The sequence below is a fragment of the Pseudomonas sp. SB113 genome (assembly GCF_040754745.1).
In the GTDB taxonomy this organism is placed as follows: Bacteria; Pseudomonadota; Gammaproteobacteria; order Pseudomonadales; family Pseudomonadaceae; genus Aquipseudomonas; species Aquipseudomonas grimontii.
In genome coordinates this window covers 45,626-64,306 of the sequence record NZ_JBFMHW010000017.1, presented here as the reverse complement: position 1 = coordinate 64,306, position 18,681 = coordinate 45,626, and the positions used below count along the sequence as shown (strand labels likewise).

Here is an 18,681-nt window from a genome sequence, read left to right as displayed (position 1 = left end):
AGGAATGAGCGCGCAACCCTACAGCTGAAACCGCGCAACCGCCTCGTTCAGCGAGACCGCCAATTGCGCCAGTTCACGGCTTGATCCATTGATCTGCCCGGCGCCGGAAGAGGACTGTGCAGACAGGTCGCGAATATTGACGATATTGCGATCGACTTCCTTGGCCACCTGGGCCTGCTCCTCGGCAGCGCTGGCAATCACCAGGTTGCGCTGGTGAATCTGGTCGATGGAGTCGGTGATCTGGCTTAATGCGCCGCCCGCGCCCTCTGCCAGGGCCAGGGTGTCGGTGGCACGCTGGGTACTTGACTGCATCGAGCTCAACGCCTCGTTGGACCCGGTACGCATCGCGGTCACCATCTGGTCGATTTCCAGGGTCGATTGCTGGGTACGGTGGGCCAGTGCACGCACTTCGTCAGCCACCACCGCAAAGCCGCGCCCGGACTCCCCGGCGCGCGCGGCCTCGATCGCGGCGTTGAGCGCCAGCAGGTTGGTCTGCTCGGCGATGGAGCGAATCACGTCGAGCACCTTGCCAATATCGCGCGATTGCTCGGCGAGGTTCTGCACCAGGGTCGAAGTTTCGCCGATGTTGGTGCTCAGGGCTTGGATGGCGCTGACCGTTTCACCCACCCGGTGCTGGCCTTCGCGCGCGGTTTCATTGGAAAGGCGAGTGGACTCCGAGGTGGACACCGCATTGCGCGCCACCTCATCCGCCGCCGAAGTCATCTCGTTGACGGCGGTAGCGGCCTGCTCGATTTCAGCGGTCTGCTTTTGCAGGCTGCGGCTGCTCTGGTCAGTGATGCCGTTGAGGTCGGTGGCCGATGACGCCATCTGCCCCGCCGACTGGCGAATCAGTTGCAAGGTCCCGCGCAGGTTGGCCTGCATGGTCTTGAGTGCCACGAGCAGGCGAGTCACTTCGTCATCGCCGGTCACGTCTACCGTTTGGGTCAGGTCACCTTGGGCAACGTTCTCGGCAGCCCGCACCGCATGGCTCAGCGGGCCGACGATACTGCGCGTGAGCAACCAGGCCAGCAGCACGGTGCTCAAACCGGCCACGATCACAAAGCCGAACACCATGGTGCGCGAACGGCCGTACTGCGACTCGGCCTCCTGGCCTTGCTGGTTGATCTGGGCGTTGTAGTAGTCGGCCAGGGCATTGAGCTGGGCACCGGAGCCGTCGACCACGGTTTTCATATCCACCAGCAACAGCTTGTTGAGCTCGGCGCCCTGCTGCTTGTCGGCGAGGATGAACGACTGCGCCAGCCCTTGCTGATACTGGCGCAGCGAGACCTGGAACTGGTCGTACAACGTGCGCAGTGCTGGGGTGTCGATCACCGCATCGAGGTCCGCCAGCCGCTTGGTCAGGTCCTGGCTGCGGGTGTCCATCTGGCTACGGTATTGCGGGATGCTCGCCGGGTTCGGATCCAGGGCCATGCGCAAAGAGATCGTACGAATGCGCAGCATGATTTCGCGAATGTCCGCCACCAGCCGCATCTTCGGCACCAGCCCGCTTTCCACCTGCACCGCACTGGCACGGATACTTGCCATGTTCGAGAGCGCAAAAAAACCCAGCAGGGCCACGAGCAAAGCAATCAAGGCAAAACCCAAACCCGCACGGCGGGCGATGGACAGGCTGCGAAGGGACATTTAGGGGGCTCTCTTATTAGGATACGACGTCGTATGAGAGCGTTTCGGCCGCGAGGATAAAGACTTGAGGGGCGCACTCGCGGGAAATGAGAAGTTATAAATATCAGTGAGTTATTTGCAGTATCGACGAGCACGACGCCCACCAACGACAATACTGGGAACATCAAAGGATTACCCCACCAGCAGGTCTGACATGGAAAAAGCCGTCATTACTCTGGCACTGATTTCTTGCCTATACGGCTGCATCGGCGCACAACTCTCACTTCCTGAACAGAAAAACGTACGCCCCCCCCCTCAACAGAACCCGCCTGAACGGACATGGTGCGGCGTGACGCTTTGGGCTGTAATTCCAATCCCCCTGAAGCTCCCCGTGTGCCGCTCACATCCCGCTCCCTCGCCCTTATACGCCTGTGGTCCTTTCATGTTCCTGGGACCGATCATGCACGGTTACAAGGGGAATGCCTTATGTGGAGAAATCCCTTGAGAGCCGATGACACCCGTCCGAAAGACTGTTTGCTCCCATGTGCCCACTTGCAAAAGTCCCAAGGTGGGACTAGGATTTTCCCATGAGAATTGTCGCAATCAGTCAACTCAAAACCTTTTGGCAAAAATACCCGGATTCGGAGCAACCGTTCCTGGCCTGGATAGACGAGGTAAAAAACGCCGACTGGTCAAACCCGGCTGACATCAAGGAACACTTTCGCAGCGCTAGCATTCTCAAAAGTCGAAGGGTCGTCTTCAACATCAAAGGTAACGACTACAGGCTCGTGGTCGCCGTGGTCTATCGCTATGGCGCTGTCTACATCAAGTTTGTCGGTACACATAAGCAGTACGACGCAATTGACGCCGATACCGTCGAAACGGAGTAACCCATGAACATCCGACCTATCCACACCGAACAGGATTACAAGGACGCACTCAAGTCTGTCTCCGCGCTGTTCGACAACGAACCAGAACCGGGCACCCCGGAAGGTGATTACTTTGACGTAATGATCACGCTGATCGAGGCCTATGAAGCCAAGCACTTTCCCGTAGACCTGCCTAACCCGATCGATGCCATTCGCTTCAGAATGGAACAGTCTGGCCTGTCAGCGGCTGATCTTATTCCCGCCATTGGCCGTCAGAATCGTGTTTATGAAGTGCTGAATGGAAAACGAGCGCTGACCTTGCCAATGATTTGGAAGCTGCATGAGATGTTTGGAATTCCAGCAGAAAGCCTGATCAAGCCAGTAAGGCATGCTTGAAGACGGAATACGGTTGGTTGTGCCTGCTGGAAAGAACCACTACGGCTCTGTTTGCTGCTCGGAACGAGTAGCTTGCTCCCAAATCTCAGAAACGAAAAAGCCCCGCAGCTTATTCAGCTACGGGGCTTTTTCTATGTAATGGCGGAGAGATAGGGATTCGAACCCTAGGTACCGGTGAAGGTACAACGGATTTCGAATCCGTCCCATTCGGCCACTCTGGCATCTCTCCAACGGCGCGCATCATAACAGCCTGTTTCGTGGAAGCAAAGCGCAGAAGCGATTTTTTTCCGTGCTATCAGATGCTTGCGTCGATTAAAGCGGTACGCCGAGACGCTTGGCGACTTCTTCGTAGGCTTCGATCACATCACCGAGGCCTTGGCGGAAGCGGTCTTTGTCCATCTTCTTCTTGGTGTCCTTGTCCCACAGGCGGCAACCGTCCGGGCTGAATTCGTCGCCCAGGACGATGGAGCCGTCGTGGAACACACCGAATTCCAGCTTGAAGTCCACCAGCAGCAGGCCTGCGTCGTCGAACAGCTTGCTCAGCACGTCGTTGACCTTGAGGGACAACTCCTTCATGCGCGCCAGTTGCTCGGCGGTGCCCCAGCCGAATGCCACGACGTGGGATTCGTTGATGAACGGGTCGCCCTTGGCGTCATCCTTCAGGAACAGCTCGAACGTGTAAGGGTTGAGCTTGAGGCCCTCTTCCACGCCCAGGCGCTTGACCAGGCTGCCGGCGGCGTAGTTACGCACGACGCATTCCACCGGGATCATGTCCAGCTTCTTCACCAGGCACTCGTTGTCGCCCAGCAGTTTGTCGAATTGGGTCGGGATACCGGCCGCTTCGAGTTTCTGCATGATGAAGGCGTTGAACTTGTTGTTCACCATGCCCTTGCGATCAAGTTGTTCGATGCGCTTGCCGTCGAACGCCGAGGTGTCGTTGCGAAACAGCAGGATCAGGCGGTTGGCGTCGTCGGTCTTGTACACCGACTTGGCTTTGCCGCGGTAGAGTTCTTCACGTTTTTCCATGATGGGCTCCGCTTTGAGTGAGGTGGGCTAGGCGATATGTCGCCAGTCGAGCCCTGAATCTTGATCGGCCAGTTGCAGCCAGTCCGGGTCGCACCCGAGGGTGTCGACAAAACATTGCCGGGCAAGCGTCGGCAGGTTGTTCTTGCTGCTCAAGTGGGCCAGGACCAGGTGTTGCAGGTCTTGCCAGCCCAACTCATACACCAGGTACGCCGCCTGATGGTTGTTCAAATGTCCCAGTTCACCGCCCACCCGCTGCTTGAGAAAGTAGGGGTAATGACCGCGAGCCAGCAGGTCTCGGCAGTGGTTGGACTCGATCATCAAGGCATCGAGGTTCCGGTAACCGTCCAGCACCTTGGCGCAGTAGGAGCCCAGGTCGGTGAGCACGCCGAAACGCCGCTCTCCGTCACTGAACACATACTGCGTCGGTTCCTGGGCGTCGTGCGCCACGGCAATCACATCGATGCTCAGGGCACCGATTTGCAGCTGCTCGCCACCGGCCAGGAAACCTGCGGGTTCAATGGGTTTGCGCATCCCGCGCAATGTGCCGCGACTGAGGTACACCGGAAGATTGTAGCGCCGAGACAGCAAACCCACGCCATGCACGTGGTCGGCATGTTCGTGGGTCACCAGAATCGCGCTCAGCTGCGAAGGGTGAACCCCCAGGCGCAGCAGGCGCCGCTCGGTTTCCTTTAACGAGAAACCACAATCCACCAGTACGTACGTGTCGTCGTGGGCGACCAGCGTGCCGTTCCCTTGGCTACCGCTACCGAGAACAGCAAAACGCATCGGATCAGCCCAGGTTGTCCTGAATCACGCCCAACACTTTGCGCGCTGTTTCAGCCGGCGCAACGGTATTGATGTTCTTCTCGACGGTGACTTGCACAGTCTCGCCAACCTTGCTCAAACGAACCTGATAACGCTCGGCGCGGGTCTCGATTTCTTCCTTGCTCGGCTTGCTGCCAAACAGTTTTCCGAAGAAACCAGGCTCTTCATCTTTGCGCTCGGCCTTTTCAGCCACGTTGATGTAGTACAGGCCCAGGCTGCGGTTGATGTCTTCAACACGCCAAGGACCTTGCTCCAACGCACGACCGACGCTGGCCCAGGCACGATCCAGGTCTTCACCCAGGTTCAGCACCACGTTGCCGCTGCCGTCTTCGGTGAGGCTAACGCGGCTCGGGGTGTCGTAATCACGTGCGGCGAGCAGGGAGACGGAACCGCCCTTCTCGGAGATACGGCTCATGCTGGCCAGCATCTCGTCGACCAATGCCGAGTCGACACCGGTGTTGACCGAGCGGTTGGTGAAGTCGACGTTGGCGGTGCTGCCGGCAGGACGCTCGGCGCTGACCACATAGACTTCACTGGTGTTGCGCTGCACGCCTGGCTCGATGCGCACACGCACACGGGCTTCGCTGTCGGCAGCTACACCACCGGCCTGCAGGCGCTTGGCCATAGTGGCGGACAGCTCGCTGCCCTGCTGCCATGCCGTGGTGAACTCACCGGTCTGCGGGCGCTGCTCGGCGATGCGGAAACCGTTGTCCTGGAAGAACTGCACCGCTACTGGCCAGACTTCGGCAGGTGGGCGCTGCGCCACGATCCAACGCGAATCACCGCTCTTCTGCAGGCTGTAATCGCTGGCATCCGCCACGGCCGAAATCGGCTGTGGGCGCGGCACGACGTATTCACCCTTGGTGGTGTCATCGGCAACGTTGCGTGGAATCGGCAGCAACGGGTCAAGACGCTTGGCGACGTTGACGTCCGGCGGCAGTTGCATCGGTTTGGTTGCTTGTGCTTCCAGGTAATCGCTGCCGCGGTCACGGAAGTAGCCTTCCGGGCCCCAGATCCAACCGCAGCCACTGGTGCTGGAGATAATCAAGGCAAGTGCGGAAAGTCCGGCCAATCGCTTCATGCGTAGTGCTTCCTCAATTAAACCAGGACGCCGGACTGGCGCAGGGCCTGTCGCAGCGGTTCGTGACAGGCTTCGCTGAGGCGGGTGAGCGGCAGACGGATACCGTCCGGCATCAGGCCCATCTCGAACAGCGCCCACTTCACGGGAATAGGGTTGGATTCGATAAACAGTGTCTTGTTGAGCGGCATCAGCTTCTCGTGGATCGCACGGGCGGTCACGGCGTCGCCGGCGATGGCGGCAGCGCACATGTCGCTCATGGCGCGCGGGGCCACGTTGGCGGTCACGGAGATATTGCCCTTGCCGCCCAGCAGGATCAGCTCGACAGCCGTGGCGTCGTCACCGGAATACAGCAGGAAGTCGCTGCTCACACCGGCCAGGATGTCCTTGGCGCGCTGCAGGTCGCCGGTGGCTTCCTTGATGCCGATGATGTTCGGCACGGTGGACAGTCGGATCACGGTCTCGGCCTTCATATCGCACGCGGTACGACCCGGCACGTTATAGAGGATCTGCGGGATGTCGACGGCTTCGGCAATGGTGCGGAAGTGCTGGTACAGGCCTTCCTGGGTCGGCTTGTTGTAGTACGGGGTGACCAGCAGGCAAGCGTCGGCGCCAGCTTTCTTGGCGTTCTTGGTCAGCTCGATGGCTTCGCGCGTCGAGTTGGCGCCCGTACCGGCAATCACGGCAATACGCCCCGCGACACGCTTGACCACGAATTCGATCACCTGGATGTGTTCTTCCACATCGAGGGTGGCCGATTCACCGGTGGTGCCGACCGCCACGATGGCGTTGGTGCCTTCTTGCAGGTGGAAGTCCACCAGTTTGCCAAGGCTGTCCCAGTCGAGATGACCTTGTGCATCCATGGGTGTGACCAGTGCCACCATACTGCCCGCAATCATGCAACCGCTCCTGCCGGAAAAAGAGAGCCGTAATGGTACTGGCGCCAAGATGCTTGTACAAGCGAAGTACCGCCTGAGGATGCGTTCTGGCGCAACTAAACGACGGGAATGCCATCATTGAGCCAAAGCACGGGTTGAGGCCGGGCAAAATCAGGCGGATCACGCAATGAAAACGCCACCTCCTATCCCTTGGCGACGCTTTTCGCTACCCTTCATGCTTTGATCGATACGGCCCTCACAGTATCGACCGCTCATCGTTTTAGGAAGGCTGCATGTCCACCCCCACAGTTCGCGAACAATTCCTTGTTATCAGTGCCCTCGGCGCCAACCCCATGGAGCTGACCAACGTCCTGTGCCGCGCCAGCCATGAGAACCGCTGTGCCGTGGTGACCTCCCGCCTTACCCGCCATGGCGAGTGCAGTGCACTGGTCTTGCAGATTTCCGGCACCTGGGATGCCCTGGCGCGCCTGGAGACTGGCCTGCCGGGCCTGGCCAAGAAGCACGACTTCACCGTCAACGTGGTGCGCAGCGCCGCGCTGGAAAATCGCCCGCAGGCGCTTCCTTATGTAGCGTATGTCAGCTCGGCCTATCGCTCGGACATCGTCAATGAGCTGTGCCAGTTCTTCATCGACCACAACGTCGAGCTGGAGAACCTGACCTGCGACACCTACCAGGCACCGCAAACCGGCGGCACCATGCTCAACGCCACGTTCACCGTGACCCTGCCGGCCGGCGTGCAGATCAGTTGGTTGCGCGACCAGTTCCTGGATTTCGCCGATGCACTGAACCTCGACGCGTTGATCGAGCCGTGGCGCCCACAGAACCCAATGTAAGGAAGTCATCATGGCGGTAGTCATCGATAAACCGGTCGCCGATTTCGAAGCCCAGGCCACCAGTGGCCAGACCTTCAGCCTTGCCGCCCTCAAGGGCAAGCAAGTGGTGATCTACTTCTACCCGAAGGACAGCACCCCGGGTTGCACCACCGAGGGCCAGGGTTTCCGTGACCAGTACGCAGCATTCAAGGCGGCCGACACCGAAGTGTTTGGCGTGTCGCGCGACAGCGTGAAGTCCCACGAGAACTTCAAGGGCAAGCAGGAATTCCCGTTTGAGCTGATCAGCGACAAGGATGAAGCAGTCTGCCAGTTGTTCGATGTCATCAAGCTGAAGAAGCTGTACGGCAAGGAATACCTGGGCGTGGACCGCAGCACCTTCCTGATCGACAAGGAGGGTGTGTTGCGCCAGGAATGGCGCGGCATGAAAGTGCCAGGGCATGTTGATGCCGTACTGGCCGCAGCACAGGCTCTGAACAAGGCTTGATGACGCGAGGGAGGGAGCTGGAGCCTCCCTCTCCGTTTCAGAGTAAAGGCGCCACCACCGGTTCCTGCCGCGGCCACGCGTCCAGCACCGCCTTGAACAGCGTCGCCAGGGGAATGGCAAAGAACACGCCCCAGAATCCCCATAATCCGCCAAACAACAACACTGCACAGATGATCGCCACCGGGTGCAGGTTGACGGCCTCGGAGAACAACAGCGGCACCAGTACGTTGCCGTCCAGCGTTTGGATAATGCCGTACACCGCCATCAGGTAGATGAACTGGTCACTCCAGCCCCACTGGAACAACGCGATCAGGGTAACCGGCACCGTCACCACCACCGCACCGACGTACGGCACCACGACGGAAATGCCGACCAGCAGTGCCAGCAGCGCCGCGTAGTTCAAGTCCAGGGCGATGAAGGCAATGTAGGTAACGCCACCACAGATAATGATCTCGATGACTTTGCCACGAATGTAGTTGGCGATCTGCCGGTTCATTTCTTCGGCCACCCGGGTAATCAGCGCCCGTTCGCGTGGCAGATAGCCGCGCACCCAGCGTCCGATCATGGCGCGGTCCTTGAGGAAGAAGAACACCAGGATCGGCACGAGCACCAGGTAGATCATGATGTTGACCAGCAGCGGCAGGCTCGACAGGGAAAAGGTCAGCGCCCATTGCCCGAACTTGCCGATTTCGCCGCGTGCCACTTCTATGGCCTGCAACACCTGCTCGTCCGAGACCAGATGCGGGTAGCGCTCCGGCAACAGCAACAATAGCGACTGCCACTTGGCGAGCATGCCCGGCAACTCGTTGAACAACGTGATCAGTTGGTGCCACAGCAGCGGCAATACCACGACGATAAACACCACCAGCAGCCCCATGAACAAGGCAAATACCAGGCCCACTGCCGCGCCGCCCGGCAAGCGTAAACGCTCCAAGGTGGTGACCAGGCCCTGCATCAGGTAAGCCAGCACCATCCCCGCCAGTACCGGCGCCAGCATGCCACCCAAGGTGAGTACGGCCGTAAAGGCCAGAAACAGCAGGACCGCCAGCACCACGGCTTCTTCATCAGAGAAGTAGCGCTGGATCCAGTCTCGTAACACTTTGAACATCAATCAACCTCGGGTGGTAGGGGCAAACGGTTCAGGCCTTGCGCAACCAGTAACGGTACACACCGGCGGCGTCTTCTTCATGCAACAGGGTATGGCCGGCCAGCTTGGCGAAGGTGCGGAAATCACGCTGGGAACCTGCGTCGGTGGCGATCACCTTGAGCACTGCGCCACTGGCCAATCGATTGAGCTCCAGCTTGGCCTTGAGCAGAGGTAACGGGCAATTAAGGCCACTGGCATCGAGTTCGGCATCAAAGGCTACAGCGTCGGTCATGGTTTTACTCCGGACAAGCATCGGGGTGCTTAGAATATCTGGTCCGAAGCTCAGTGTCCGGCTACAGTAAGCTCTTTGTCGAAAGGCTCTGTGCATGACTTTTTTGCGCCCTACCCTGCTGACGCTGGCTTGCCTGCTGGCCTCCCCAGGCTTCGCTGACGACCTGCCGTCACTTGGCGACGCCAGTTCTGCCATTGTCTCTCCCCAACAGGAATATCAGTTGGGCCGTGCCTGGCTGGCCTATCTACGGGGTCAGGTCTCGCAGTTGAACGACCCGCAGCTCAAGGATTACGTCGAAACCAGCGTGTACAAGCTGGTGGAAACCAGCCAGGTAAATGACCGGCGCCTGGAGTTCATCCTGATCAACAGCCCGCAACTGAACGCCTTTGCTGCGCCAGGCGGCATCGTCGGCGTGAACGGCGGCCTGTTTCTCAATGCCCAGACCGAAGGAGAATATGCCTCGGTACTGGCCCACGAACTGGCCCACTTGTCCCAGCGGCACTTCGCCCGCGGCGTTGAAGCGCAGCAGCGCATGCAGATCCCGATGATGGCTGCCCTGCTCGGCGGCATCATTGCGGCCGCCGCCGGTGCAGGGGATGCAGGGATTGCAGCGATTGCTGGCACCCAGGCGGCGGCCATCCAGGAACAACGACGATTCTCTCGCCAGAATGAACAGGAGGCGGACCGTATCGGTATCGTCAACCTGGAAAAAGCCGGCTACGACCCACGCTCCATGCCGACCATGTTCGAACGGCTGATGCGCCAGTACCGCTTCGACGCCAAGCCACCGGAATTCCTGCTGACTCACCCGGTGACCGAATCGCGTATCGCCGACACCCGCAACCGTGCGGAACAAGCCAAGGCCGGCGGCAAGGAAGACAGCCTGCGCTACCAGTTGATTCGCGCACGGGTACAACTGCAATATGAAGACACGTCAGGACTCGCCGCCAAGCGTTTCCAGGCGCAGCTGGACGAAAATCCGAAAAACGATGTGGCGCGCTATGGCCTGGCCATCGCCCAGATCAAAGCCTCCCAGTTCAAGCAGGCACGGGAAAGCCTGCAACCGTTGCTGGCCAAGGCACCCAATGACATCACCTACAACCTGGCGCAGATCCAGTTGGACATCGACAACAACCACCTGCCCGACGCCCAGCAACGCACGGATCGGATGCTGACCCAATACCCCGGCAACTATCCGCTGAACCAGATTCGGGTAGATCTGTTGCTTAAACAAAATCGTACCGCCGATGCGGAAAAGGCCCTGGATGGCCTGCTCAAGTCTCGCCCGGATGATCCGGATGTGTGGTACCAGGTCGCCGAGACGCGTGGTTTGTCGGGCAATATCATCGGCCTGCATCAGGCTCGCGCCGAATACTTTGCCTTGGTGGGCGACTTCCAGCAGGCCATCCAGCAACTGGATTTTGCCAAACGTCGTGCCGGCAGCAATTTCCCATTGTCGTCACGTATCGATGCACGCCAGCGTGAGCTGATCGAACAGGAACGCCTGGTTAAAGGCATGATGAGCTAAACCCATCGCCTACAAAAAAGCCCCGCCCTCGTAAAACGAAGGCGGGGCTTTTTATTGGCCGGGTGGGTTACTCGGCCAGCTTGAAGGTAATGAAGCTGGCGCGCCCCTGACGAAGCACGCGCATCGATACCGAGCGGTTCTTCGGCAACGCCTTGGCGATGTCGGTGAACTGCTTGGTAGTGTCAATCGCCTGATTGTTCAGGTGAGTGATCACGTCGCCAGGCTGCAGGCCGATCAAGGCAGCGGGGCCATCCTGCACTTCCTTGATCACCACACCGCTTTTGAGGTCGAAGCTTTTCTTCTGCTCATCGGTCAGCTCAGCCACGGCAATGCCCAGACGGTTGCTGCTGCGCTCGGCACCCGGCTTGGTATTGCCCAGGGCATCCAGGGTCGCGCCCTCTTCAGGGATCGCACCAACGGTCAGTTCAACATTCTGGCGTTTGCCGTCACGAATCACTTCCAGCTTGGCCTTGCTGCCGGCCTTGAGTGCACCGACCAGATGTGGCAAGTCGGCGGACATAACGATCGGTTGACCGTTCATGCTCAGGATCACGTCGCCGACTTGCAGGCCGCCTTTGGCAGCCGGGCCGTCGTCCTGGATTTGCGCAACCAGGGCACCGGCCGGCTTGTCGAGGCCGAAGGATTCAGCCAAGTCCTTGTTTACTTCCTGGATGACCACGCCCAACCAGCCACGACTGACCTTGCCACCGCTTTTCAGCTGATTGGAAACATCCATGGCCACGTCGATAGGAATGGCGAACGACACACCCATGAAGCCACCGGAACGGGTGTATATCTGCGAGTTGATCCCCACCACTTCGCCCGCAAGGTTGAACAACGGACCACCAGAGTTGCCCGGGTTGATCGGCACGTCGGTCTGGATGAACGGCACGTAGTTCTCGTTCGGCAGGCTGCGGCCAATCGCACTGACAATGCCCTGGGTGACGGTATGGTCAAAACCAAACGGCGACCCGATGGCTACCACCCACTGCCCAGCCTTCAGGTCCTGGGATTTGCCCAGCTTCAGTACAGGCAGGTCTTTACCCTCGATCTTCAGCAAGGCCACATCGGAACGGGGGTCTGTGCCTACCAATTTGGCTTTCAGCTCACTGCGATCAGCCAGGCGCACGAGGATCTCGTCGGCGTCGGCAATCACATGGTTATTGGTGAGGATGTAGCCATCTGGCGAGATGATGAAGCCCGAACCCAGGGACTGCGCTTCACGCTGACCACCGCCACCGCGCGGGGTACGAGGTTGTGGCATGCCACGCTCGAAGAACTCGCGCAGCATCGGCGGCAGGCCTTCCAGGTCAGGCATCTGCTGGTTGGAGACTTTGCGATCCGGCAACTTCTGCGTGGTACTGATGTTCACCACGGCAGGCGAGGCTTGCTCAACCAATTGGGTGAAGTCAGGCAACTCGACCGCTTGCGCGGACACGGCCTGACCCAGCACCAATACCGTGGCGACTATGGATAGGTAAGACTTCAAACGTGGTATCGACATACAGCTCCCGTTACGACGAGCAGGGTTGAGCGACAGGGTTCAAGAAACGCCGAAAACTGCGACCGACATCTTTGTTCCGCGAACAAAACAAGGCCAGAGCCAACAAGCCCTGACCTATAAAAAACATGGGAGATTTTTGCAAGTGAAAATGCTGATCCAGACATTTCATGCTCCCGCCAGCCAACCTGGCATGGGCGTACTGTGAAAGATCGGGATGAACATAGGATTAACGACTCACGGCTTGGGGGTGGCCTTTTTTTCAGCACGCACCGACAGTGCGATGCGTTCGGCGGTACCAATAGGTATTTCGCCCACAACCGTCACCATCATTTCGCCATCCACCGTGTTCAAGCGACGAGATACCGCAACGGTGGGGCCTAACTGGGTGCGAGTCTCGGTCACGCTCACATCACTGATCGGCTCAAGAAACACCGAGAAGCGCGCCAGTCCATCTTCATACATCAGACTGTCGACCGTGGCTTTGGTATGAGGGTCCTTGCGGGCGCTGCTATTGGTCAGCTGAAAGCCCGGCGGCAACCATTCCAAGTGCCAAGCCTCGGTGGGCTCTACGGTCGCTGCCTTGGTGTCGCCGACAGCGATAGACGTGCATTCGCTGCTGGGCTGCAAGTCGCGATCATTGGGCGGGGTGGAGGTGTCCAGGCGAGTGAACTGAAAGCGCTCCAGCAATTGCCCTTGATCATTCAGCAACAAGGACTTGAGCGGCAGTGCGGTTTCACGATCAAGATGCAGCTCAAAACCATAGCGGTATTGATCACGGGGAGTTATCGACACAATCACTGCATTACGACCGGCCACGCGGGATTTTCCGATAACGGCCAGTTCGTAGAATTGATTGAGTTTTTCAGGATCAAGCGCGCGCGAGGGTGCATCACGCGAATTACCAAGGCCGGCGACAAGTGTGCCGCTGACGCATTGTGTACGACCATCTACACGGACAACTTCCTGTGCAGAACCATCAAGCTGCAAGAGCCGCTCACGGACCTGGCCATTCTGGACACGATGCCAGATGTCATGGGTAGAAAAACTGCCATTACGTTCGTAGACAAACGTCCCCTGAAAACTTTGCTGCTGCTCTGCACGCCCAAGTCGAGTCAGCCAGTCTTGGGCTTCATCGGCATGGGCGGGGAGTGCAAACCAACCACTGAGCAATAACGTAAGGAGCGGTATGGCGCGCATAGGGCTCCTTAACGTATCAGCGGTTTTCCAGGCTTGCAGCGCGAGCGTATGGCAGAGCGCTTTCAGTGCCTTTCAAGGCGGATTCCTGTGCGTGTTGGCGCAGGTAGCCTGGAAGACGCTGGTCCTGCCAGCCGGATTGCCCTTGAAGCACACCGTTGGCCATAGGCCCGGTGGTGTCGGAGCTTTCCTTGTAGCCGGCCAGTACCGCCGGGCCTTTGACTTGCGGACCGGCCATGACCGGTTGCTGAGTCTGCTGGGCCAGTTCGGCACCGGCGATTTCGTCCTGGTTGTACAGGCGAACACCGGCCAGCACTGCAACAGTCACCGAGGCAGCCACTGCCAGGCGACCCAGGCTACGCCAAGGGCCACGAGTAGCTTTTGCCGGAACGGCTTCATCAGCCAGCGCGGCAGAAACGGCCGCAGCAATATCCAGACGAGGGATTAGAAGATCCTTGTGCATCACCGCCCGAGCGACTTGGTAACGAGACCAGGTATCACGGGTTTCGGCATCATCAAATGCGTTGAGCACTCGACGAAGTTCCAGTTCATCCGCTTCGTTATCCATCACTGCGGACAGCGATTCCTGCAGGGCATCACGACTCATGGCGGTTCCTCTCTTGGCTGTCGCCGCTGTCTTTAGTTTTCCTGCAACAACGGTTGCAAGGCTTTATCGATGGCTTCCCGGGCCCGGAAAATCCGTGACCTTACAGTCCCCACCGGACACTGCATGACGCTCGCAATGTCTTCGTAACTCAGACCATCGAATTCACGTAAAGTTAACGCCGTACGCAAATCTTCTGGCAGTTGCTGAATTGTGCGATGAACGGTGCCTTCGATCTCGTCGCGCAGCAATGCACGCTCCGGCGACTCGAGATCTTTGAGGCCGTGATCACCATCGTAAAATTCTGCATCTTCTGAACTGACATCGCTATCCGGTGGGCGGCGTCCGCGAGACACCAGATAGTTCTTCGCCGTGTTAATGGCGATGCGGTAAAGCCACGTGTAAAACGCACTATCACCGCGAAAATTGCCTAGTGCACGGTATGCCTTGATAAAGGCTTCCTGTGCAACGTCCTGCGCTTCATGGGTGTCGTGCACAAACCGCACGATCAACCCGAGAATTTTGTGCTGGTATTTCAGCACTAGCAGATCAAATGCTCGCTTGTCACCGCGCTGAACGCGCTCGACCAGCTGCTGATCCTCTTCCTGGGTTAGCATGAACACTCCTCGTTGTACTTGAAGGAGGCTTGCATAACTAAACGATCAGGCTTGCAAACATAGACTCGGACTTTTCGCAAAAGTTCTCCCCCTTCAAGCAAGTTTCCGGTACGCACTGATTTGGCACACACGAAAAACGCAGCGCGGGCAACGCCGGCTGCGCGAATAATCTTGTCGTCGGTTTTCTGACGCGTCCAATGCTCCCGACGGGCCAATAAACTCAACGTTTTCCCAGCTTTCGGGCAACCTGCTATTGAGTCGAGGCTTATGCAAAAAGTTCCCGCCTCAATAACCAGCCGATTTTACCCGAGCCGTGCACCGTAATCTCACATTGCCACGAATGCCCGGCTATTGTGCCGCTCCCCCCCTCTATATACTAGTGGCCCGTGTGACCCTTTGATTCGCCGATCCAGGCGTCCTGTTTGCGCCAGCCCTGTGGATCGCTTTTTGCGGAATCCTTCAAATGAGCCAACAGTTTCAACACGATGTCCTGGTGATCGGTAGCGGCGCGGCCGGCTTGAGCCTTGCGCTGACCCTTCCCAGCCACCTGCGCATTGCCGTCCTGAGCAAAGGCGACCTGGCCAACGGTTCGACATTCTGGGCCCAAGGCGGTGTCGCCGCCGTGCTGGACGACACCGATACAGTGCAATCCCACGTTGAAGACACCCTCAACGCCGGCGGCGGCCTGTGCAACGAAGACGCGGTGCGCTTCACCGTCGAGCATAGCCGCGAGGCGATCCAATGGCTGATCGACCAGGGCGTGCCCTTCACCCGCGATGAACACGCAGGCAGCGATGACAGCGGCTTCGAGTTCCACCTGACCCGTGAAGGCGGCCACAGCCATCGCCGTATCATCCACGCCGCGGATGCCACCGGCGCCGCCATCTTCAAGACCTTGCTCGACCAGGCCCGCCAACGCCCCAACATCGAACTGCTGGAACAACGCGTCGCCGTCGACCTGATCACCGAAAAGCGCCTGGGCCTGCCGGGCGAACGCTGCCTCGGCGCCTATGTGCTCAACCGCGCCAGCGGCGAAGTGGATACTTATGGTGCACGCTTCACCATCCTCGCCTCAGGCGGCGCGGCCAAGGTCTACCTCTATACCAGCAACCCCGACGGCGCCTGCGGCGACGGCATCGCCATGGCCTGGCGTTCGGGCTGCCGGGTGGCCAACCTGGAATTCAACCAGTTCCACCCCACCTGCCTGTATCACCCGCAAGCCAAGAGTTTCCTGATCACCGAAGCCCTGCGCGGCGAAGGTGCACACCTCAAGCTGCCGAACGGTGAACGCTTCATGCAGCGCTTCGACCCGCGCGCCGAGCTGGCGCCACGGGATATTGTCGCCCGCGCCATCGACCATGAAATGAAGCGCCTGGGCGTCGACTGCGTCTACCTGGACATCAGCCACAAGCCCGAAGCGTTCATCAAGACCCACTTCCCGACCGTCTACGAGCGCTGCCTGGCCTTCAATATCGACATCACCAAAGGCCCGATCCCCGTGGTACCGGCCGCGCACTACACCTGCGGCGGCGTGATGGTCGACCAGCATGGCCGTACCGACGTACCTGGCCTCTATGCGATTGGCGAAACCAGCTTCACCGGGCTGCACGGCGCCAATCGCATGGCCAGCAACTCGCTGCTCGAATGCTTCGTCTACGCCCGCTCGGCGGCGGCGGACATTCTCGAACAACTGCCGCGCATCCCGGTGCCGGCCGCCCTGCCCCGCTGGGATGCCAGCCAGGTCACCGATTCGGACGAAGACGTGATCATCGCCCACAACTGGGACGAGCTGCGGCGCTTCATGTGGGACTACGTGGGGATCGTGCGTACCAACAAGCGCCTGCAACGAGCGCAACACCGGGTGCGATTACTGTTGGATGAGATTGATGAGTTCTACAGCAACTATAAGGTCAGCCGTGACCTGATCGAACTGCGCAACCTGGCCCAAGTCGCGGAGCTGATGATCCGTTCGGCCATGGAGCGCAAGGAAAGCCGGGGCCTGCATTACACCCTCGACTACCCGCAGATGCTGCCCGAGGCCCGCGACACTATTCTGGTGCCAACCACCTACGGCGGCTGAACTTCAAGCGAACCCGCAGGCGCCGGTGCACATCGGCGGCCTGCGCATCCGTCGGCACGCAGACCGAGCGCACCCGCCACGCCCCCGGCAGCCGATAACGCAGCACCACAATCAACGGCAACCCCAGGCTGTCGGGGCGCAGTTGCACGCTGTGCCAACCCAGCGCTGCGCTCCATAACTGCCAGCCGTCCTCATCGCGGCGCAGGCCACGAATCGATGAACGGTGAGTCAGCAGGATATGACGCGGCAGCACCCATCCGGCGTGAGCCAGGCACAACAGCATGCCGAGGCTTGAATAGGGCAGATCGAGAAACAACAGCGCACCCAGCGCGAACAGCTGGGCAACGAGATACGCCGCCAGCAGCAACCGTGAGGCCTGCCAGCGGCATTCGAAACGATTACTTGGGCTGGACACGATCCAGGATCATCCGGACCATGCGCTGCAGCTCTGGGTCTTCGGACTCTGCGCGTTCCATGAACCAGCCGAACATGTCCTGATCTTCGCAAGTCAGCAGCCTGACGTAGAGATCGCGATCTTCCTTATTGAGCGTCGCGTACACCTCTTTGGTAAAAGGCACCAACAACACATCAAGCTCAAGCATGCCACGACGGCTGTGCCAGTAGAGACGATTGATTTCTACATCTTCGACCATGGAGCGCTCCTCAAATAGAGCGCAAGTATACAGGCCCGACGGCACCGGAACAGTCGGCTTTGGTCGCCCCATACGGAAACTATCCATTTGCCGGGCGCCCCTCTATGATGCACCCATGACTTTTTGACCTGCGATGACCCATGGCCGACTCTGCTTTCTTCTGCCCCTTGTCCCACGAAGGCGTTCTCGCCGTCCGCGGCTCCGACGCTGCCAAGTTCCTGCAGGGACAACTCACCTGCAACCTCAATTACCTGAGCGACACCCAGGCCAGCCTCGGTGCGCGCTGCACGCAAAAAGGCCGCATGCAGTCGAGCTTCCGCATTCTTTTGCAGGGCGACGGCGTACTCCTGGCCATGGCCACCGAACTGCTCGAACCGCAACTGGCGGACCTGAAGAAATATGCGGTGTTCTCCAAGTCCAAGCTCACCGACGAAAGCGCCGCCTGGGTGCGTTTCGGTGTGATCGGTGGCGATCAGGCGCTCACCAGCCTTGGCCTTGAGCTGCCGGCCGAGACGGACAGCGTTGCCCGTACCGAACACCTGATCGCCATCCGCGTCTCCCCTGGCCGCGCCGAACTCTGGGTACCTGCCGAGCAAGCCGACAACGTGCGCAGCCAATTGGCCGCGCAGCTGACACAAACCGACTTGAATCATTGGCTACTGGGCCAGATCCGCGCCGGTATCGGCCAGGTCATGCCCCAGACCCGCGAACTGTTCATCCCGCAGATGCTCAACCTGCAGGCCGTGGGCGGCGTCAGCTTCAAGAAAGGCTGCTACACCGGCCAGGAAATCGTCGCGCGCATGCAGTACCTGGGCAAACTCAAGCGTCGCCTGTACCGCTTGAGCCTGAACGCGGCGCAAATGCCCGAGCCAGGCACCCCGCTGTTTTCCCCCAGCCACAACAGTTCGATCGGCGAAGTGGTGATCGCAGCAAAAGCTGACCAGATGATTGAACTTCTGGCGGTATTGCAAGCCGAAGCTGCCGATAGTGGCGATGTGCACTTAGGCACGCTGGAAGGCCCCGGCTTGCAACTACTTGACCTGCCTTACACGCTTGACCGCGATCGCGAGATCCAGCGTTAGTCGCCGT

General features: G+C 59.3%; 21 protein-coding genes and 1 tRNA gene. 8 read left to right on the top strand and 14 right to left on the bottom strand.

Going from position 1 to position 18,681, the window contains the following annotated elements; genetic code table 11:
- Window positions 1-18: 18 nt before the first annotated feature.
- Entirely contained in the window at window positions 19-1,644 is a 1,626-nt protein-coding gene (locus AB1462_RS21345; protein WP_259192657.1) for a methyl-accepting chemotaxis protein, read from the bottom strand.
- Window positions 1,645-2,210: 566 nt separating this feature from the next.
- On the opposite strand from AB1462_RS21345, the gene AB1462_RS21340 reads away from it, so the two are divergent.
- Both AB1462_RS21340 and AB1462_RS21335 read left to right on the top strand, forming a co-directional pair.
- Window positions 2,211-2,513, top strand: a complete 303-nt coding sequence (locus AB1462_RS21340) for a type II toxin-antitoxin system HigB family toxin (RefSeq protein ID WP_367247877.1) — start codon at window positions 2,211-2,213, stop codon at window positions 2,511-2,513.
- Window positions 2,514-2,516: 3 nt separating this feature from the next.
- A complete protein-coding gene (locus AB1462_RS21335; RefSeq protein ID WP_090407934.1) occupies window positions 2,517-2,888 on the top strand; it encodes a type II toxin-antitoxin system HigA family antitoxin in 372 nt (123 codons plus the stop codon).
- A 139-nt stretch (window positions 2,889-3,027) separates the two neighbouring features.
- On the opposite strand, the gene AB1462_RS21330 is transcribed toward AB1462_RS21335, so the two are convergent.
- The 5 genes from AB1462_RS21330 to dapA form a co-directional block, all read right to left on the bottom strand.
- Window positions 3,028-3,117, bottom strand: a tRNA-Ser gene (locus AB1462_RS21330).
- Between the two features lie 83 nt (window positions 3,118-3,200).
- Window positions 3,201-3,914 (bottom strand): phosphoribosylaminoimidazolesuccinocarboxamide synthase, encoded by a 714-nt coding sequence (gene purC / locus AB1462_RS21325; RefSeq protein ID WP_027604309.1) that lies wholly within the window; start codon window positions 3,912-3,914, stop codon window positions 3,201-3,203.
- A gap of 27 nt (window positions 3,915-3,941) precedes the next feature.
- Window positions 3,942-4,700, bottom strand: coding sequence for an MBL fold metallo-hydrolase (locus AB1462_RS21320; protein WP_027604310.1), 759 nt, complete (start codon window positions 4,698-4,700; stop codon window positions 3,942-3,944).
- A 4-nt stretch (window positions 4,701-4,704) separates the two neighbouring features.
- On the bottom strand, window positions 4,705-5,820 hold the full coding sequence (bamC, locus tag AB1462_RS21315; protein WP_259192660.1) for an outer membrane protein assembly factor BamC: 1,116 nt from the start codon (window positions 5,818-5,820) through the stop codon (window positions 4,705-4,707).
- A 17-nt stretch (window positions 5,821-5,837) separates the two neighbouring features.
- The gene (gene dapA, locus AB1462_RS21310) at window positions 5,838-6,716 is read right to left on the bottom strand and encodes a 4-hydroxy-tetrahydrodipicolinate synthase (protein WP_032888561.1); all 879 of its coding nucleotides are present in this window, start codon (window positions 6,714-6,716) and stop codon (window positions 5,838-5,840) included.
- Between the two features lie 272 nt (window positions 6,717-6,988).
- On the opposite strand from dapA, the gene AB1462_RS21305 reads away from it, so the two are divergent.
- Both AB1462_RS21305 and AB1462_RS21300 read left to right on the top strand, forming a co-directional pair.
- On the top strand, window positions 6,989-7,549 hold the full coding sequence (locus tag AB1462_RS21305) for a glycine cleavage system protein R (RefSeq protein ID WP_003172487.1): 561 nt from the start codon (window positions 6,989-6,991) through the stop codon (window positions 7,547-7,549).
- Window positions 7,550-7,559: 10 nt separating this feature from the next.
- Window positions 7,560-8,033 carry a peroxiredoxin gene (locus tag AB1462_RS21300; RefSeq protein ID WP_367247875.1) on the top strand — a complete coding sequence of 158 codons (474 nt, stop codon included), beginning with the start codon at window positions 7,560-7,562 and terminating at the stop codon, window positions 8,031-8,033.
- A gap of 37 nt (window positions 8,034-8,070) precedes the next feature.
- Here AB1462_RS21300 and AB1462_RS21295 read toward each other — a convergent pair whose 3' ends face one another.
- Both AB1462_RS21295 and AB1462_RS21290 read right to left on the bottom strand, forming a co-directional pair.
- Window positions 8,071-9,141 carry an AI-2E family transporter gene (locus tag AB1462_RS21295; protein ID WP_053136801.1) on the bottom strand — a complete coding sequence of 357 codons (1,071 nt, stop codon included), beginning with the start codon at window positions 9,139-9,141 and terminating at the stop codon, window positions 8,071-8,073.
- Between the two features lie 31 nt (window positions 9,142-9,172).
- Entirely contained in the window at window positions 9,173-9,412 is a 240-nt protein-coding gene (locus AB1462_RS21290; protein WP_010212198.1) for a sulfurtransferase TusA family protein, read from the bottom strand.
- A gap of 94 nt (window positions 9,413-9,506) precedes the next feature.
- On the opposite strand from AB1462_RS21290, the gene AB1462_RS21285 reads away from it, so the two are divergent.
- Window positions 9,507-10,940 (top strand): M48 family metalloprotease, encoded by a 1,434-nt coding sequence (locus tag AB1462_RS21285; RefSeq protein WP_090408098.1) that lies wholly within the window; start codon window positions 9,507-9,509, stop codon window positions 10,938-10,940.
- Between the two features lie 67 nt (window positions 10,941-11,007).
- Here the strand turns inward: AB1462_RS21285 and AB1462_RS21280 are convergent, their stop codons facing one another.
- Window positions 11,008-12,444 carry a DegQ family serine endoprotease gene (locus tag AB1462_RS21280; RefSeq protein WP_090408101.1) on the bottom strand — a complete coding sequence of 479 codons (1,437 nt, stop codon included), beginning with the start codon at window positions 12,442-12,444 and terminating at the stop codon, window positions 11,008-11,010.
- Between the two features lie 25 nt (window positions 12,445-12,469).
- Between AB1462_RS21280 and AB1462_RS21275 the strand changes: the two genes are divergently transcribed.
- Entirely contained in the window at window positions 12,470-12,649 is a 180-nt protein-coding gene (locus tag AB1462_RS21275; RefSeq protein WP_167361086.1) for a hypothetical protein, read from the top strand.
- Window positions 12,650-12,678: 29 nt separating this feature from the next.
- Here AB1462_RS21275 and AB1462_RS21270 read toward each other — a convergent pair whose 3' ends face one another.
- The 3 genes from AB1462_RS21270 to rpoE are packed head-to-tail and all read right to left on the bottom strand — an operon-like array spanning window position 12,679 to window position 14,859.
- Window positions 12,679-13,641, bottom strand: a complete 963-nt coding sequence (locus AB1462_RS21270; protein WP_090408105.1) for a MucB/RseB C-terminal domain-containing protein — start codon at window positions 13,639-13,641, stop codon at window positions 12,679-12,681.
- A 16-nt stretch (window positions 13,642-13,657) separates the two neighbouring features.
- Window positions 13,658-14,245: a sigma-E factor negative regulatory protein gene (locus AB1462_RS21265; RefSeq protein WP_012722767.1), complete on the bottom strand. Its 588-nt coding sequence runs from the start codon at window positions 14,243-14,245 to the stop codon at window positions 13,658-13,660.
- Window positions 14,246-14,277: 32 nt separating this feature from the next.
- Window positions 14,278-14,859, bottom strand: coding sequence for an RNA polymerase sigma factor RpoE (rpoE, locus tag AB1462_RS21260; protein ID WP_003172477.1), 582 nt, complete (start codon window positions 14,857-14,859; stop codon window positions 14,278-14,280).
- Between the two features lie 463 nt (window positions 14,860-15,322).
- Between rpoE and nadB the strand changes: the two genes are divergently transcribed.
- Window positions 15,323-16,939: an L-aspartate oxidase gene (nadB, locus tag AB1462_RS21255; protein ID WP_090408108.1), complete on the top strand. Its 1,617-nt coding sequence runs from the start codon at window positions 15,323-15,325 to the stop codon at window positions 16,937-16,939.
- On the opposite strand, the gene AB1462_RS21250 is transcribed toward nadB, so the two are convergent.
- Window positions 16,908-17,354, bottom strand: a complete 447-nt coding sequence (locus AB1462_RS21250) for a hypothetical protein (protein WP_259192661.1) — start codon at window positions 17,352-17,354, stop codon at window positions 16,908-16,910. The two genes, nadB and AB1462_RS21250, sit on opposite strands and share 32 nt — an antisense overlap.
- Complete coding sequence (locus AB1462_RS21245) at window positions 17,338-17,592, bottom strand: succinate dehydrogenase assembly factor 2 (RefSeq protein ID WP_027604321.1); 255 nt, start codon at window positions 17,590-17,592, stop codon at window positions 17,338-17,340. The genes AB1462_RS21250 and AB1462_RS21245 overlap by 17 nt, the downstream gene beginning before the upstream one ends.
- Before the next feature lie 140 nt (window positions 17,593-17,732).
- Between AB1462_RS21245 and AB1462_RS21240 the strand changes: the two genes are divergently transcribed.
- Complete coding sequence (locus AB1462_RS21240) at window positions 17,733-18,674, top strand: folate-binding protein YgfZ (protein WP_259192663.1); 942 nt, start codon at window positions 17,733-17,735, stop codon at window positions 18,672-18,674.
- The last annotated feature ends 7 nt before the right edge of the window (window positions 18,675-18,681 follow it).